Origin of the sequence: Actinocatenispora thailandica (assembly GCF_016865425.1) — a bacterium.
GTDB classification, from domain to species: Bacteria; Actinomycetota; Actinomycetes; order Mycobacteriales; family Micromonosporaceae; genus Actinocatenispora; species Actinocatenispora thailandica.
Map to the genome: position 1 here is coordinate 1,761,831 of NZ_AP023355.1, position 13,904 is coordinate 1,775,734.

Below are 13,904 nucleotides of genomic sequence, written 5' to 3' on the forward strand. Positions count from 1 at the left end.
GAGCGACCAGACGATCGAAGTATCCGGATTGCGCAAGCGATTCGGGGCCACCCAGGCACTCGACGGGATGAGTTTCACCGTGCCGCCCGGGCAGGTGACCGGCTTCGTCGGCCCGAACGGGGCGGGCAAATCGACCACCATCCGGGTCATCCTCGGCCTGGACGCCCCGGACGGGGCCACGCGCTGGTCGCCGGGATGCCGTACCGGCGGCTACGGTCGCCGCTGCGGCAGGTGGGCGCGCTGGTCGATGCGGGCGCCGTACAGCCGGGCCGGTCCGGTCGCAACCACCTGCTGTGGCTGGCCCGGTCGCAGCGGCTGCCGGTACGCCGGGTCGACGAGGTGATCGAGCTGGTCGGCCTGGGCGGTGCCGCGCGCCGCAGGGCCGGTGGGTTCTCGTTGGGGATGCGACAACGCCTCGGCATCGCCGCCGCGATGCTGGGCGACCCGCCGGTGCTGATCCTGGACGAGCCGTTCAACGGGATGGACCCCGAGGGGATCATCTGGATCAGGGGCTTCCTGCGTTCGCTGGCCGACGCCGGGCGGGCGGTGCTGGTGTCCAGTCATCTGATGGGCGAGTTGCAGGGCACCGCCGATCGGGTCGTCGTGGTGGGCCGCGGCCGGGTCCTCGCCGACGCGACGGTCGACGAGCTGGTCGCCGGCGCGTCGAGCGACCAGGTCCTGCTGCGCACCGCGGAGCCGGCCGCGGCGGTGGCGGCGTTGCGCGGAGCCGGGTTGGCGGGCACCGTCACCGGCCCGCAGACCGTCGCCGTCGCCGGGGCCGACGCGCAGCGCATCGTGGCGGTACTGGGCGAGGCGGGCGTGTCGTTCTCGGAGGTGTCCAGCCAGCGGGCCACCCTGGAGGACGTCTACCTCCGGCTCACCGCCGGTCAGGCCGAGTACCGGGCCGCTCTCGGTGCGGAGCGGGCACGATGACGGCCGCCACGGGCTCGCCCGGTCTCGAGCGGAACCCCGGGCTCCGGTCGGCGCTGCGGGCGGAGTGGGTGAAGTTCCGTACCGTCCGCGGCTGGCTGATCGGCCTCGGTATCGCCGTGCTGCTGTCCGTCCTGCTCACCTACCTGGTGGCCAACGGCATCCACAGCGGCACCTGCACGGGCACCGGCACCTGCAGTAGCGGCCACCCGGCCGTACCGACCGGGCCGGACGGCGAAGCGGTCGCCGACAGCTACCGGTACCTGAGCCGGCCACTGGCCGGCGACGGCACCGTCACCGCCCAGCTCGTCTCGCTCACCGGCCGGATCTCCACCAACCCGGTGAACGTCGCGCCCTCGCCGTCCGCCACCCGCCCGGGCCTGGCCGACTGGGCGAAGGCCGGCATCCTGCTCACCCCGACCGCCCGGCCGGGCTCGTCGTACGCGGCGGTGCTGGCCACCGGCGGCCACGGGATTCGCTTCCAGTACGACTACACGCACGACCGGGCGGCCCGGCTCCGGCCGGCCGCCTCGGCGCGCTGGTTGCGGCTGGCCCGCAGCGGCGACACGATCACCGGCTACGAATCCGCCGACGGCGCCTCCTGGCACCGGATCGGCGTCGCGCACCTGGCCGGCCTGCCCGGCACCGTACGGGTCGGCTTGTTCGTCACCTCGCCGGTGGTGTTCCACGGCCGGACCGGCCGCCCCACCCAGGCCACCGGCCGCTTCCGGCACGTCACCGTCACCGGCGCCACCGGTGGCGACTGGCGCAGCCACGGCGTCGGGACCAGCCAGAACGACTTCTACCCGATCCTCGGCGCGGGCGGTGCCCGAAGCACCGGGGGCCGTTTCGTACTCACCGGCTCCGGCGACATCGCGCCCGCCGTCGTCCAGGGCGTCCTCGGTACCAACACCGTCGGCAGCACGCTGCTGCTCGGGCTGATCGCCGGGTCGATCGTGCTGATCGTGCTGGCGGCGCTGTTCGTCACCACCGAGTACCGCCGCGGGTTGATCCGTACCACGTTCGCCGCGACACCCCGGCGGGGTCGGGTGCTGGCCGCCAAGGCGATCGTCATCGGGGCGATCGGCTTCGTGATCGGTGCCGTCGCCGCCGTCGTCGCCGTCCCGGTCGGTGCCCACATCCTCACCGGGAACGGCGGGTACGTGTTCCCGGCCGGCGTCGCGACCGTCGGGGGTGTCGTCGTCGGGTGCGGCCTCGTCACCGCGCTGACCGCCGTCGCGGTGCTCGCGCTCGGTACGATGCTGCGCCGCGGCGCCGGCGCGGTCACCGCCGGGATCGTGGTGTTCGTGCTGCCGTACCTGGTCGGCTCCAGCCTGCCCGGGGCGGCGGAGAGCTGGCTGTTCCGCCTGACCCCGGCCGCCGCGCTCGCCGTCCTCGGCGTGCTGCCGCGATCGTCGCTGGTGGACTATCCGTACACCCTCGCCAACGGCTACTACCCGCTGCCGGCCTGGGCCGGGCTGCTGGTACTCGCCGGCTACACCGCGGTCGCTCTCGGCGCGGCGCGGCTGCTGCTGAACCGGAGGGACGCATGACCGCCGCACTGCTCGCCGAATGGACCAAGCTGCGCACCCTCACCAGCACCGGCTGGCTGCTCCTGGGTACCGCCGTGCTCACCATCGGTGTCGGCGCGGCGGTCGTGGCCGGCACCCACCAGTCCTCCGGAGGCGGCGGCCAGGACCTCACCAAGCTCGCCCTCACCGGCATCGATCTCGGGCAGGCCGTGGTCGCCGTGCTGGCCGTGCTGGCCGTCGCCGAGGAGTACGGCACCGGCATGATCCGGACCACCCTCGCCGCGATGCCCCGCCGGATCACCGTGCTCGGGGCCAAGGCGGCGATCGTGGCCGCGCTCAGCCTGCCCACCGGGCTGGTCGCCGTGGCGGGATCCCTGGTCACGGCACGACTCGTGCTCCACACCGGCGGACGCGGCGCCGTGCCGGCGGCGTTCGGGTCGGTCGTGCCCGGCCCGACGCTGCGCGCCGCCGCCGGCAGCGCCATCTATCTGACGTTGGTCGCGCTGCTGGCCCTCGGCATCGCCACCGCCGTGCGGGACACGGCCGTGTCCATCGGGGTGGTGCTCGGCGTGCTCTACCTGCCGCCGCTGCTCGCGCAGGCGGTGAGCGATCCGCTCCGCCGTCACCTCCTGCAGGTTGCGCCGATGTCCGCCGGGCTCACCGTGCAGGCCACCAGGCACCTGCGCGAGCTGCCCGTCGCGCCGTGGGTCGGCATCGGCGTGCTCGCCGCGTGGGCCGCCGTCGCGTTGCTGATCGGTGGCCTGCTGCTCCGGTTCCGCGACGCCTGAGCCGGCAGGCGCTGGGCGCCGCCAGCGGCGTCCCGCCCCCTGGTGCCTCGTGGCGCCGGCGGGGCGCCGCCAGTGGCCCCGCCCCCGTGGGCGGGGCCACACCGGATCGACGCCGGCCGGCGGATGTGGTGAGGTGAGCCACGTCGAATGGGGTGGTATCCGAGCCGGTGACCGGATTTCGCGGTGGGCCGTCGGGCGTCGGGTATGCGGCGTCCGGCGGGCGAGATCCACAACGGTTATGATCGATGCATCAGCTCGTTGAGCTCCTGCCGCGAGTTGTCGGCGTGTCGTAGCACCCGGGTCCGTCCGGGCACCTGCTCCGCGCTTGACCGGCCGAGTCCCTCGGGTTCCGGTTGTCGGCGGGACATCGCACAGATAGTGGTCTTCTTGTCTTCTTCGTTCAGCGACTTCGGCCTGCCCGCACGACTGGCCGAGGTGCTCACCTCCCGCAACCTGCACACCCCCACCCCGATCCAGGCGGCGGCCATCCCGGACGCGCTCGCCGGGCGCGACGTGCTCGGCCGCGCCCGTACCGGCTCCGGCAAGACGCTGGCCTTCCTGCTGCCGCTGGTCGCCCGGCTCACCGGCGGCGGCCGTCCGAAGCCCGGCACGCCGCGCGCGTTGATCCTGGCGCCGACCCGGGAGCTGGTCGGCCAGATCGACGAGGCGCTGCAACCGCTGGCCGCCGCCGCCCGGCTCACCTCGCGCACCGTGTTCGGCGGCGTCGGGCAGGGCCCGCAGGTCGCGGCCCTCCGGCGCGGCGTCGACGTGGTCGTGGCCTGCCCCGGCCGGCTGGAGGACCTGATGCGCCAGGGGCACTGCTCGCTGTCCGCGGTGCAGATCACCGTGCTCGACGAGGCCGACCACATGGCGGCACTCGGGTTCCTGCCGGTGGTGCGCCGGCTGCTGGGGCACACCCCGGCCGGCGGGCAGCGGATGCTGTTCTCCGCCACGCTGGACCGGGACGTCGACACGCTGGTCCGCGCCTACCTGTCCAAGCCCGCGCGGCACGAGGCCGACTCGGCCCAGTCGCCGGTGGCCACCATGACCCACCACGTCCTGCAGGTCGAGCGGGAACACCGGCTGCCGGTACTGGTCGACCTGACCAGCGCGCCGGGCCGCAGCGTCGTGTTCACCCGCACCAAGCACGGCGCGAAGGCGCTGGTCCGCCAGCTGCAGCGGAACGGGGTGCCGGCCGCCGAACTGCACGGCAACCTGAGCCAGAACGCGCGTACCCGAAACCTCGACGACTTCCGGTCCGGCCGGGTGGCGGCGCTGGTCGCCACCGACATCGCCGCCCGCGGCATCCACGTCGACGACGTGGCGCTGGTCGTGCACGCCGACCCGCCGGCCGATCACAAGGCCTACCTGCACCGGTCCGGGCGCACCGCGCGGGCCGGTGGCTCCGGCACGGTGGTCACCCTGGCCAGCTCCGAGCAGGCCCGCGAGGTGCGCCAGCTGCTGCGGGCCGCCCGGATCAACGCGCCGACCACCCGGGTGACCTCGCCGGACCATCCGGTACTGGCCTCGATCGCGCCCGGCAGCCGGGAGCTCGCCGACCCGGCGATGCTGCAGCAGGACACCCGCACCGCGGCACCCGCCGGCGGTTCCGATGCTCCGACCTCGACCCAGCCCGGCGGCCGTGGGCGGCGGCGCGGTGGCCGGGGCCGGTCGCGCGCGGCGGCGCACCAGCCCGTCGCGAGCGGCGCGGGGCAGGACGACCGGCGTCGTCGTACGTCGGGAACCGGGCACGGTGGCTCGGCTCGGCAGCCCGCCGCGGGGCAGGGTGGCCGCCGCGGCCGAGCATCCGGGGCCGGGACCGGGCACAGCGCCGCGGCGTTCAGCGCCCGGCGGCACTGACCGGTCGACTCGCCTGGGCGCCGCGCCCCGGTACCGCCACCGTGCCGGCAGCATCCGTGGAAAGTTTGCGGGATGGTGTCGTATCGAGGGGTGGGCGTTCGTGGAACGAGTGTGCGGTGGCCGCCGCACGCGGGGAGTCCGGCGGACTCCTCGTTCCAGGGCGAAAGGGGACGAGCATGACCGAGTACGTGATCGCGTTCAACGACGAGTGGGTGCCCGAGCACACCGAGGAGGAGATCCGGGCGAAGGGCACCGCGAGCCGGGCCGTGGTCGCCGAGATGCGGGACGCGGGCGTGCTGATCTTCACCAACGGGGCACTGGACCGGTCCACCGCGCTGTGCAGTGTCCGGTCCGTCGACGGCGAACCCGTCTTCACCGACGGTCCGTACGTCGAGACCAAGGAACACCTCGGCGGCTTCTGCGTCGTGGACGTTCCCGACGACCAGACCGCGCGGTACTGGGCGGGCCGGCTCGCGACCGCGCTCGACTGGCCGCAGGAGGTGCACCGGTTCCCCGGTCCCGGGCACGTCGGCCACGGCTCCGGCGAGGGGGAGTGAGCACGATGCCGCGCTACCTGCTGTCCGTCTACGGACCGGCCGAACCCACCGAGTTCGGCAACTACCCGTCGAAGGCGGCCATGTTGCAGGCGTTCGCCGACACCGGCGCCTTCAACGAGAAGCTGCGCCGGGACGGGCACTTCGTGTTCGCCGACGGCCTGGCGCCCGCGACGACCGCCACCACCGTCGACGGGCAGGGCGAGACACCGGTGTTCACCGACGGCCCGTACCTGGAGACGAAGGAGTACCTCGGCGGTTTCTGGGTCATCGAGGCGCCCGATCTGGACCGGGCGCTGGCGCTGGCCGCCGAGGGGTCGAAGGCGTGCCGGGGCAAGGTCGAGGTACGCCCGTTCCAGACCGAGGAGTCGTTCGGCGACCTGCTGAAGCCGTGACGCAACCTTCCGTCCAGGAAGCGATCGCCCGCGCCCACCACGAGGAGTGGGCGCGGCTGGTCGGCAGGCTCGCGCGCCGGTTCGGCGACCTGGACGTCGCCGAGGAGGCGACCGCCGAGGCGTTCGTCGCCGCGGTCGAACGGTGGCCGCGCGACGGCGTACCGGCCAATCCGGGTGGATGGTTGGCGACCACCGCGAGCCGCCGGGCGATCGACCGGATCCGCCGCGAGTCGCAGCGGGACGCCCGGCAGCAAGCGGCCGGGCTGCTGGCCGACGACACGCCGCCCGAACCGACCGGCCCGGTGCAGGACGACCGGCTGCGGCTGGTGTTCACCTGCTGCCACCCGGCGCTCGCCATGCAGGCCCGGGTGGCGCTCACGCTGCGGCTGCTCGGGGGCTCACCGTCGCCGAGATCGCGCACGCCTTCCTGGTACCGGAGACCACGGTCGCGCAGCGCATCACCCGCGCCAAGGCGAAGATCAAGGCGGCGCACATCCCCTACCGGGTACCGTCGGCCGACGACATCCGGGAGCGGCTCGCGGGCGTACTCGCGGTGATCCTGCTGGTGTTCAACGAGGGTTACCTCGCCAGCGGGGGAGACGCCGCGGTGCGTGTCGACCTGACCGACGAAGCGATCCGGCTCGGCCGGATGCTGCGAACCCTGCTGCCGGACGACGGCGAGGTCGCCGGGCTGCTCGCCCTGATGCTGCTGATCGACGCGCGGCGCAGGGCGCGGGTGTCCCGCACCGGCGAGCTGGTCACCCTCGGCGAACAGGACCGCGGTGCGTGGGACCGCGACCTGCTCGCCGAGGGGCAGGCACTGGTGCAGGAGCGGGTCGCCGCGGTCGCCCGCGGCGAGGCTCCCGGGCGGTACCAGCTGCTGGCGGCGATCAACGCCGTGCACGCGGCGGCCCCGTCCGCCCGGGACACCGAGTGGTGGCAGATCGTCGCCCTCTACGACCGGCTGGTCGTACTCGACGCCGCACCGATCGTGCGGCTCAACCGGGCGGTCGCGGTCGCCGAGGTCGACGGGCCCGACGTCGCGCTGGCCGAGGTCGACCGGTTGACCGCGGCCCTCGACGGCTACCACGCCTTCCACGCCACCCGCGCCGACCTGTTGCGGCGGCTCGGCCGCAGCGCCGAGTCGCGGACGGCGTACGACCGGGCGATCGGGCTGGCCGGCAACCCCGCCGAGCGGGCCTACCTCACCCGCCGCCGCGACCAGCTCGCCGGCTGACCGCCGCTCGGGCCGGCGAGGACCCGGACGGCGGTGGTCCGCTGGTGGCCGTGGGTGCCTCGGCGCCGGCGACAAACCCGGCGACGGGCGGCGCGCACCCGGCCATACTGGTCAGCCATGGATGAGGTCAGTGTCGTCGTCGCCCACTCGGAGCGCGCGACGTTGCGCGTCGGGGACGTGTTCCTGAAGGTGGACGGTGACCGGGCGCGCCTCGACCGCGAGGCCGAGGCGATGGCCTTGGCGCCCGTGCCGACCCCGAAAGTCCTGTGGCACAGGCCGAGCGTGCTCGCGATCGCCGCGGTACCGGGGGCCGAGATCGCCCGGCTCGGTGAGCCGTCGACCGCATCGCCCGCGGCCTGGGCCGCGGCCGGCGCCGCCCTCCGAAATCTGCACGACGCGCCGCTGCCGCCCTGGCCCGCCCGGGGTGGCCGGGGCATCGGAGAGTTGTCGGCCGAACTCGACGCCGAGTGCGGGCGGCTGGTGACCGGTGGCATCCTGCCCGCCGACCTGGTCACCCGCAACCGCCGGGTCGCCGAGGCCGCGCTGCGGCCCTGGACCCCGGTGTTCACCCACGGCGACCTGCACGTCGCGCACGTTTTCGTCGACGGCGAGGAGATCACCGGCATCATCGACTGGTCCGAGGCGGGCCCAGGCGATGCCCGGCGCGATCTCGCCACCCTGACGCTGGGGCACCAGGACCGCCTCGGCGACGTCCTCGCCGGCTACGGCACCGACGTCGACCTGGACGTGATCCGCGCGTGGTGGTCGGTGCGCAGCCTGCTGGCGGTTCGCTGGCTGGCCGAGCACGGCTTCGACCCGTTCGCGCCGGGCTGCGAGGTCGACGTGCTCAGATCCCGGATGTGAGACGGCGGGTCGGCCTCGGCTGCGTGCCGCGCCGGCGGCGGATCCGTTGCCTGCCAACCGATCACCGAGCCCGCTGCCGCCGAGCGTCCTGGCGCCGCCGGCAGCCGCCGAGCGTCCCGGCGCCGTCCCCAACCGGTCGCCGGCCCGCGCACCGCCGTCACGGCGCGCCGATGAGCGCGGTGAGGGCATCGGGAAGCGCGTCGCGCCAGCACAGGTAGTCGTGGCCGCCGGCGAACTCCGAGTACCGCAGTTGGTGGTCGCCGGCGACGAGGACGTCGCGCAACCGTCGGTTGGCGTCCAGCAGGCTGCCGTCGGCACCGGCACGGGTGTCGGGGTCGGTCTCCCACGACCCGACGGTGAGGTGCCAGCGCAGCCGCGGCCCATCGGCCCCGGCGTACTGCCGGATCGGGCCGCCGGGGAAGCGCGCCGGCGCGGGCGCCTGGTAGGCGCCGGACTGGGAGAGCACGGCGCCGAATCGGTGCGGCGCGCCGAGCGCCGCGTACGCCGCGCAGTTGGCGCCCAGGCTGGAGCCGCCGACGATGGTACGGGCCGGATCGGCGCTGATCGGCCAGCGCCCGGCGGCCCAGGGCATCAGGTGGTCGGTGAGGGCGCGAAGGAAGGTGCGGTTTCCGTTGAGCTCGGCGAGCCGGTCCACGCTGGCGACCATGATCGCGTAGGTCGGCGGGATGCTGCCGTCGGCGATCAGGTTGTCCAGGATCGTGGGGGTCGACAGCATCGGGGCGACGTAGCAGTCTCCGTCCAGCAGGACCGCGACGTGCCGGTCGGTGCCGGGATCGCCGGCGGGGCGGTACACCCAGACCCGGTGGTCGTGTGCGAGCCCGGTGCTGCGGCGGCGCATCCGGTGCATGGTCAGCTGCCCCCGGGCCACCCCAGGCCGGGCGATGGTGGCCGGATGCGGTCGCGCGGGCGGCAGGTACAGCGCGGACCGGGCATGCCCGAGCGGGTCCGGTTCGGCGCCGTCGGCGTTCGCCGCCCACCGGAACCGCCGCGGGTTGAGCGGGTCGGGTCGCCAGCCCCGGAGGGACACGAGTTCGGCGGCCGGGTCGAGCACGTCGCCGTGGTCGTTCTCGGAGAACGCGTAGCTGAGCACCCCACCGGCCGGCAGGTCGAGGGTCAGGTGCCACACGTCGGTACCGGGGAACCGGGTCAGTTCGGTGCGGCGCAGATCGCCGTAGTCGTGCGGGCCGATGAGCACGACGCGGTCGGCCCGCCCGCGCCACAGGAACGTCACGGGCAGCCGGGTACCCGTGGCGTCCGGTGCACCGATCAGCGGACCGCCGGCCTCCGCCGCCGCCTGCCAGAGCGCCACGGCGCCGGCGGGATCGCCGCTCGCGGCGCGGCGCTCGGCGGCTGCGACGGAGGGATCATGACCGGGAATCGGGCGCATGGCGGTTCTCCTCCCCTTCGGCTGGGCACCGCAGCGTAGGGATCATGATCGTCACCCGCAAGCACATCGACCGACACCCGACAACCGTCACCCACCGCGCAAACGGCACGTTCGGCCGCCGCGGCGATCGGCGAGTGCCTCGCGTCGACGCGCGGTACGGGCGCGCCCGAGCCGGTGGTATGGCGCTGGTCTCGGCACGACTCGCCGATCGCCCGGGTGGCGCTCCGGTCTCGCTATGCTCCGGTGGTGTTGGCGCGGATGCGGTGGTGGTCGTCGGCGGCGGCGTTTCGCGCGGTGCGGGCCATGGTGGTGGTTCCCGGTTTGTTCGCCCTCACCTACGAGGTGATCGGCGATCTGCAGATGGCCACCTTCGCCGCGTTCGGCGGGTTCGCGACGCTGGTGCTGGCATCGTTCTCGGGGACGCGCCGGGACCGTGCGCTGGCGCACGGCGGGCTGGCGGTGGCCGGCAGCGCCCTGCTGGTGCTCGGTACCGCGGTGAACGCGTCGCCGTGGGTGGCGGCGGCAGTCACGCTGCCGGTGACGTTCCTGGTGCTGTTCGCCGGGATCGCCGGGCCGAACGCGGCTGCCGGCGGCACCGCCGCGCTGCTGGCGTACGTGCTGCCCGCGGCGTCGCCGGGCACGATCGACATGCTCGGCTCCCGGCTGGCCGGCTGGTGGCTGGCGAGCGTGGTCGGTGCCGCCGCGGTACTGCTGCTGTCGCCGCGCCCGCCCGGCGACCGGTTGCGGGCCGCGGTCGCGGCGAGTGCCGGCGCGCTGGCCGACCGGCTCGATGCGGCGCTGCGTGGCGCCGGCACCGACGCCGACCGCGCGGCGGCGCTCGCGGCCAAGCACGAACTGCTCGCGGCGTTCACCGCCACCCCGTACCGGCCGACCGGGTCGACGGTCGCCGACCAGGCGCTGACCAGCCTGGTCGGGATGCTGGAGTGGGCGACCGCGGTGCTCGAGGACGGGCTCCGCGAGTACCCGGACCTGCGGACGCTGGCCCCGGTCGAGCGGGACCTGTACGCGGCGACCCGGGACACCTTGCGCCGGGTGGCGGCCCTGCCGTCCGGTGGAGCCGAGATGCCGGACCTGGCCGGGTTGCAGCGCGCGATCGGGTCCAGCGTGGCCGCCCTGCGGCGGATGCCGGCCGGCGACGGCGACTTCGCCGACGCGGTGCACCAGGCGTTCCACGCCCAGACCAGCGCGTTGACGGTGCGGGCGGCGACGTTGGACGCCCTGATCGCCGCCGGGTGCTCGGACCCGGCGACCGCCGCCGAGCAGGCCCGCCGCTGGTACGGGCTGCCTGCCGCGCGGCCGCCCCGGGCCGGCGTGCTGGCCCTGGCCTGGCGGCACGCCAACCTGCGGTCGGTGTGGTTTCGCAACAGCGTGCGGGGCGCCTTCGCGCTGGCCGCCGCGGTGCTGGTCGCCGACCTGGTCGGGGTTCAGCACGCGTTCTGGGTGGTGCTGGGCACCCTGTCGGTGCTGCGGACCAACGCGGCCGGCACCGGCTCGACGGCGGTGCGGGCACTGCTGGGTACCGTCGTCGGGTTCGTCGTCGGCGCGGCGCTGTTGCTGGTGGTCGGGACCGGCCCGGGGGCGCTGTGGGTGGCGCTGCCGATCGCCGTGCTGGTCGCCGGGTACGCCCCGGGCACGCTGCCGTTCGCGGCCGGCCAGGCGGCGTTCACCATCGTGGTCTCGGTGCTCTACAACCTGCTGGTACCGGTGGGCTGGTCGATCGGCGTGGTTCGGATCGAGGACGTCGCGCTCGGCTGTGCGGTCAGCCTCGTGGTCGGCGTGCTGTTCTGGCCGCGCGGTGCCAGCGCGGTGGTCGGCGACGACGTCGCGGACGCGTTCCGGGAAGGTGGCAGGTACCTTGCCCAGTCGGTGGACTGGGCGCTGGGCCTGCGCCAGCAGGAACCGGAACCGGCCCGCGCCGTCACGGCCGGCCTGCGGCTGGACGAGGGGGTGCGCGGGTTGCTCGCCGAACGCGGGACCCGGCATCTGGCCACCCAGCAGCTGTGGCGACTGGTCGGCGGCACCATCCGGTTGCGGTTGACCGCGCAGTCACTGGCCAGCCTGCCCTCGCCGGACGCCGGTCCGGACCCGGTCAGCGATGAGCTGAGCGGCCAGGCGGCACGGATCGCCCGCTGGTTCGACGATCTGGCCGACCTGCTCGTCCGGCCGGGCGCGGCCGGCCCGTCCCCGGCGCCGGCCGTCGCCATCCGGATCCCGACGCTGCGACCGGTCGCCGCCGCCGCCGCGACCGACACCCTGCCCTGCACGCTGTGGGTGGAGCAACACCTGCAGCACATCCGGCCGGCCCTCGACAGCCTCGTCGTGCCCGCGGCCGAGGTCGCCCGGCTGCGCGGCATTCCCTGGTGGCGCTAGGTGTTCTGTCCTGAGAGGTTGGGGACGCGGCTGGCGGGTGGTTGGCCGCCGAGTGCGGTGCGTCCGCGGTCGTCGCCCGGGTTCGCCGGGCGGCGACCACCGCTTCGCCCGGCGGTTCAGCGGGCGTGCCAGGCCGCGAGGAGCGCGGCCTCGTCCTCGGCGCTGATGCCGCCGTCGCGCTCGCCGGGGCGCCACGCGTCGCGGGTCCAGGCGAGGGTGTCGCGGGCCGTCTCCGCGAGGCCCCGGGTGCGCAGGCCGGCGGCCAGCGACCGGGTGACGTCCCGGGTCAGGAACCCGCCGTACTCCGGCAGCGGCAGCCACAACGGCAAGGATCGCTCCCCGGCCCACGGGTTGACCCCGTGCTCGACCAGGAAGTCCTGAGCCACCCAGGTCAGCTCGGGACTCGTGCCGACCCCGGCGGCGATCTCGGCCAGGAACTCACTCATCGGCATGGTGGGGCCGGTCCCGTCGTAGGCGCCGGCCAGCCCGTCGGCTCCGGCTCGCACGATCCAGTCGGCCAGGTCGCGCGCGTCGATGCACTGCACCGGCCGGTTCGGATCGCCGGGCGCCAGCACCTCGCCACCGCGGGCCAGCCGGCTCGGCCAGTATCCGAAGCGGACCATCGCGTCGCGCGGGCCCACCAGCAGGCCGGCCCGGCACAGGAACGCGCGGTCGGCGCCCATCGCCTCGACCACGGCCAGCTCGCAGGCGCGCTTGCAGCGCCCGTAGTTCTCCGGGTCGGATTCGTCCACGTCGGCCGGTGCCGGTGCGACCAGCGGTGCGGTGTCGGCGACCTGCCCGGGCGTCGCGTCGTCCGCGTACACGTTGCAGGTCGACACGAACGTCCAGTGACCGGCCCGGTCGGCCAGCGTGGCGAGTGCCGAGCGCACCTCGCTGGGCCGGCGTGCCACGTCGATCACGGCGTCGAACTCGCCGTCGAGCCCGTCGTACGCCCCGGGCCGGCTCCGGTCCGCCCGGACGAACCGGACGCCCTCTGGCGGCTCACCGGTCTTCCCGCGGGCCAGGCACACCACGTCGTGCCCGGCGTCACGGGCGGCCTCCGCCACCGCGCGCGACAGCATCGCGGTGCCACCCAGTACCAGTGTTCGCATCGAAACGGCCCTCCTCCTCGTACGGTCCCTGCGGCATCGTCGCAGCCGCGGGGCCGACGCGCCGGATGCGTTCGCCAGCAGCGGATACGCTCACAGCAGAGCGGTCGGTGCCGGGTGGGATCGCTGCACCAGTGCCCGCACCGTCCGGGCCGGAACGTTCTGCTGATCGCGTTGCATGGTCCGACGGTAGGAGCTGCACACCTGTGTCCGGGGCAAGCCCTCGACCGTCAGGCTCGCCCTACTCGGCCGGGCGCCGCTCCGGTCAAGGGCGCATTCGGGGATCGTGGGTGGGATCGGGATAAAGGGGAGGGCGGCCGTGTTCCGCCGCTTCCGGGCGCAGCTCGTAGTGCCAGGGCTCGTTGCGGTAGATCTGGCACAGCCCGTACCGGGCGCCGTGCCGGGACAGCCAGGCGGTGGCGTCGATGGGCCCGATGTCGACCGCGCGGCCGGCCACGTGCGCCGAGGTGTCCGCGGTGGCGACCCAGCGGGCGGCCTCCTCGGCCGACCCGTACTTCGTGACCGCCTCGCGCAGGAGCTGGTTCTGGTACTCGGGCGATCGCCAGCCGCTGTTGACCCGGAATCCGACACCCTCGCGGGCGGCGTCGGTCGCGGCCGCGCGCAGGGCGCGAAGCAGGTCCGGGTCGAGGTTCGTGACCCCCGGACGGCGATCGTCGAACACCGTCACGCCGGCCGGCAGCACGCCGTCCGCCTCGGTGGTGGTACGGGTCACGGCCGGCGGCGGGGTCCTGCCGGTCTTCGCTGGTGCTGCGGTGGTTTGTCGCATGCGGCCAGTCAACGCGGCGCCGTGTTGCCGGGCCGTATGTGGATTTTGG

12 protein-coding genes and 1 pseudogene are annotated in these 13,904 nt (G+C 74.7%); 10 read left to right on the forward strand and 3 right to left on the reverse strand.

Annotated features, from left to right (window positions below):
* The first annotated feature begins 67 nt into the window (after positions 1–67).
* From Athai_RS35240 to Athai_RS07720, 9 genes and pseudogenes are all read left to right on the forward strand, one after another.
* Positions 68–343 carry an ATP-binding cassette domain-containing protein gene (locus tag Athai_RS35240; RefSeq protein ID WP_420829825.1) on the forward strand — a complete coding sequence of 92 codons (276 nt, stop codon included), beginning with the start codon at positions 68–70 and terminating at the stop codon, positions 341–343.
* On the forward strand, positions 232–933 hold the full coding sequence (locus Athai_RS07685) for an ATP-binding cassette domain-containing protein (RefSeq protein WP_203960842.1): 702 nt from the start codon (positions 232–234) through the stop codon (positions 931–933). Before Athai_RS35240 ends, Athai_RS07685 begins: the two co-directional genes overlap by 112 nt.
* On the forward strand, positions 930–2,483 hold the full coding sequence (locus tag Athai_RS07690) for an ABC transporter permease subunit (protein WP_203960843.1): 1,554 nt from the start codon (positions 930–932) through the stop codon (positions 2,481–2,483). Before Athai_RS07685 ends, Athai_RS07690 begins: the two co-directional genes overlap by 4 nt.
* A complete protein-coding gene (locus Athai_RS07695) occupies positions 2,480–3,250 on the forward strand; it encodes an ABC transporter permease (RefSeq protein ID WP_203960844.1) in 771 nt (256 codons plus the stop codon). Before Athai_RS07690 ends, Athai_RS07695 begins: the two co-directional genes overlap by 4 nt.
* 378 nt (positions 3,251–3,628) lie before the next feature.
* Positions 3,629–5,110 (forward strand): DEAD/DEAH box helicase, encoded by a 1,482-nt coding sequence (locus tag Athai_RS07700; RefSeq protein ID WP_420829768.1) that lies wholly within the window; start codon positions 3,629–3,631, stop codon positions 5,108–5,110.
* A 176-nt stretch (positions 5,111–5,286) separates the two neighbouring features.
* Positions 5,287–5,667 (forward strand): YciI family protein, encoded by a 381-nt coding sequence (locus tag Athai_RS07705; RefSeq protein ID WP_203960846.1) that lies wholly within the window; start codon positions 5,287–5,289, stop codon positions 5,665–5,667.
* 5 nt (positions 5,668–5,672) lie between these two features.
* Complete coding sequence (locus tag Athai_RS07710; RefSeq protein WP_239157363.1) at positions 5,673–6,059, forward strand: YciI family protein; 387 nt, start codon at positions 5,673–5,675, stop codon at positions 6,057–6,059.
* Positions 6,056–7,296 (forward strand): annotated as a pseudogene (locus tag Athai_RS07715) (RNA polymerase sigma factor). The gene Athai_RS07710 and the pseudogene Athai_RS07715 overlap by 4 nt, the downstream one beginning before the upstream one ends.
* Positions 7,297–7,413: 117 nt before the next feature.
* Positions 7,414–8,160 carry an aminoglycoside phosphotransferase family protein gene (locus tag Athai_RS07720; RefSeq protein WP_203960847.1) on the forward strand — a complete coding sequence of 249 codons (747 nt, stop codon included), beginning with the start codon at positions 7,414–7,416 and terminating at the stop codon, positions 8,158–8,160.
* 157 nt (positions 8,161–8,317) lie between these two features.
* On the opposite strand, the gene Athai_RS07725 is transcribed toward Athai_RS07720, so the two are convergent.
* Positions 8,318–9,568 (reverse strand): alpha/beta hydrolase-fold protein, encoded by a 1,251-nt coding sequence (locus tag Athai_RS07725; RefSeq protein WP_203960848.1) that lies wholly within the window; start codon positions 9,566–9,568, stop codon positions 8,318–8,320.
* Positions 9,569–9,814: 246 nt separating this feature from the next.
* On the opposite strand from Athai_RS07725, the gene Athai_RS07730 reads away from it, so the two are divergent.
* Entirely contained in the window at positions 9,815–11,959 is a 2,145-nt protein-coding gene (locus tag Athai_RS07730) for an FUSC family protein (protein WP_203960849.1), read from the forward strand.
* Between the two features lie 116 nt (positions 11,960–12,075).
* On the opposite strand, the gene Athai_RS07735 is transcribed toward Athai_RS07730, so the two are convergent.
* Together Athai_RS07735 and Athai_RS07740 are read right to left on the reverse strand one after the other, a co-directional pair.
* Complete coding sequence (locus tag Athai_RS07735; RefSeq protein ID WP_203960850.1) at positions 12,076–13,071, reverse strand: NAD-dependent epimerase/dehydratase family protein; 996 nt, start codon at positions 13,069–13,071, stop codon at positions 12,076–12,078.
* 262 nt (positions 13,072–13,333) lie between these two features.
* On the reverse strand, positions 13,334–13,855 hold the full coding sequence (locus Athai_RS07740) for a M15 family metallopeptidase (RefSeq protein WP_203960851.1): 522 nt from the start codon (positions 13,853–13,855) through the stop codon (positions 13,334–13,336).
* Between the last annotated feature and the right edge of the window lie 49 nt (positions 13,856–13,904).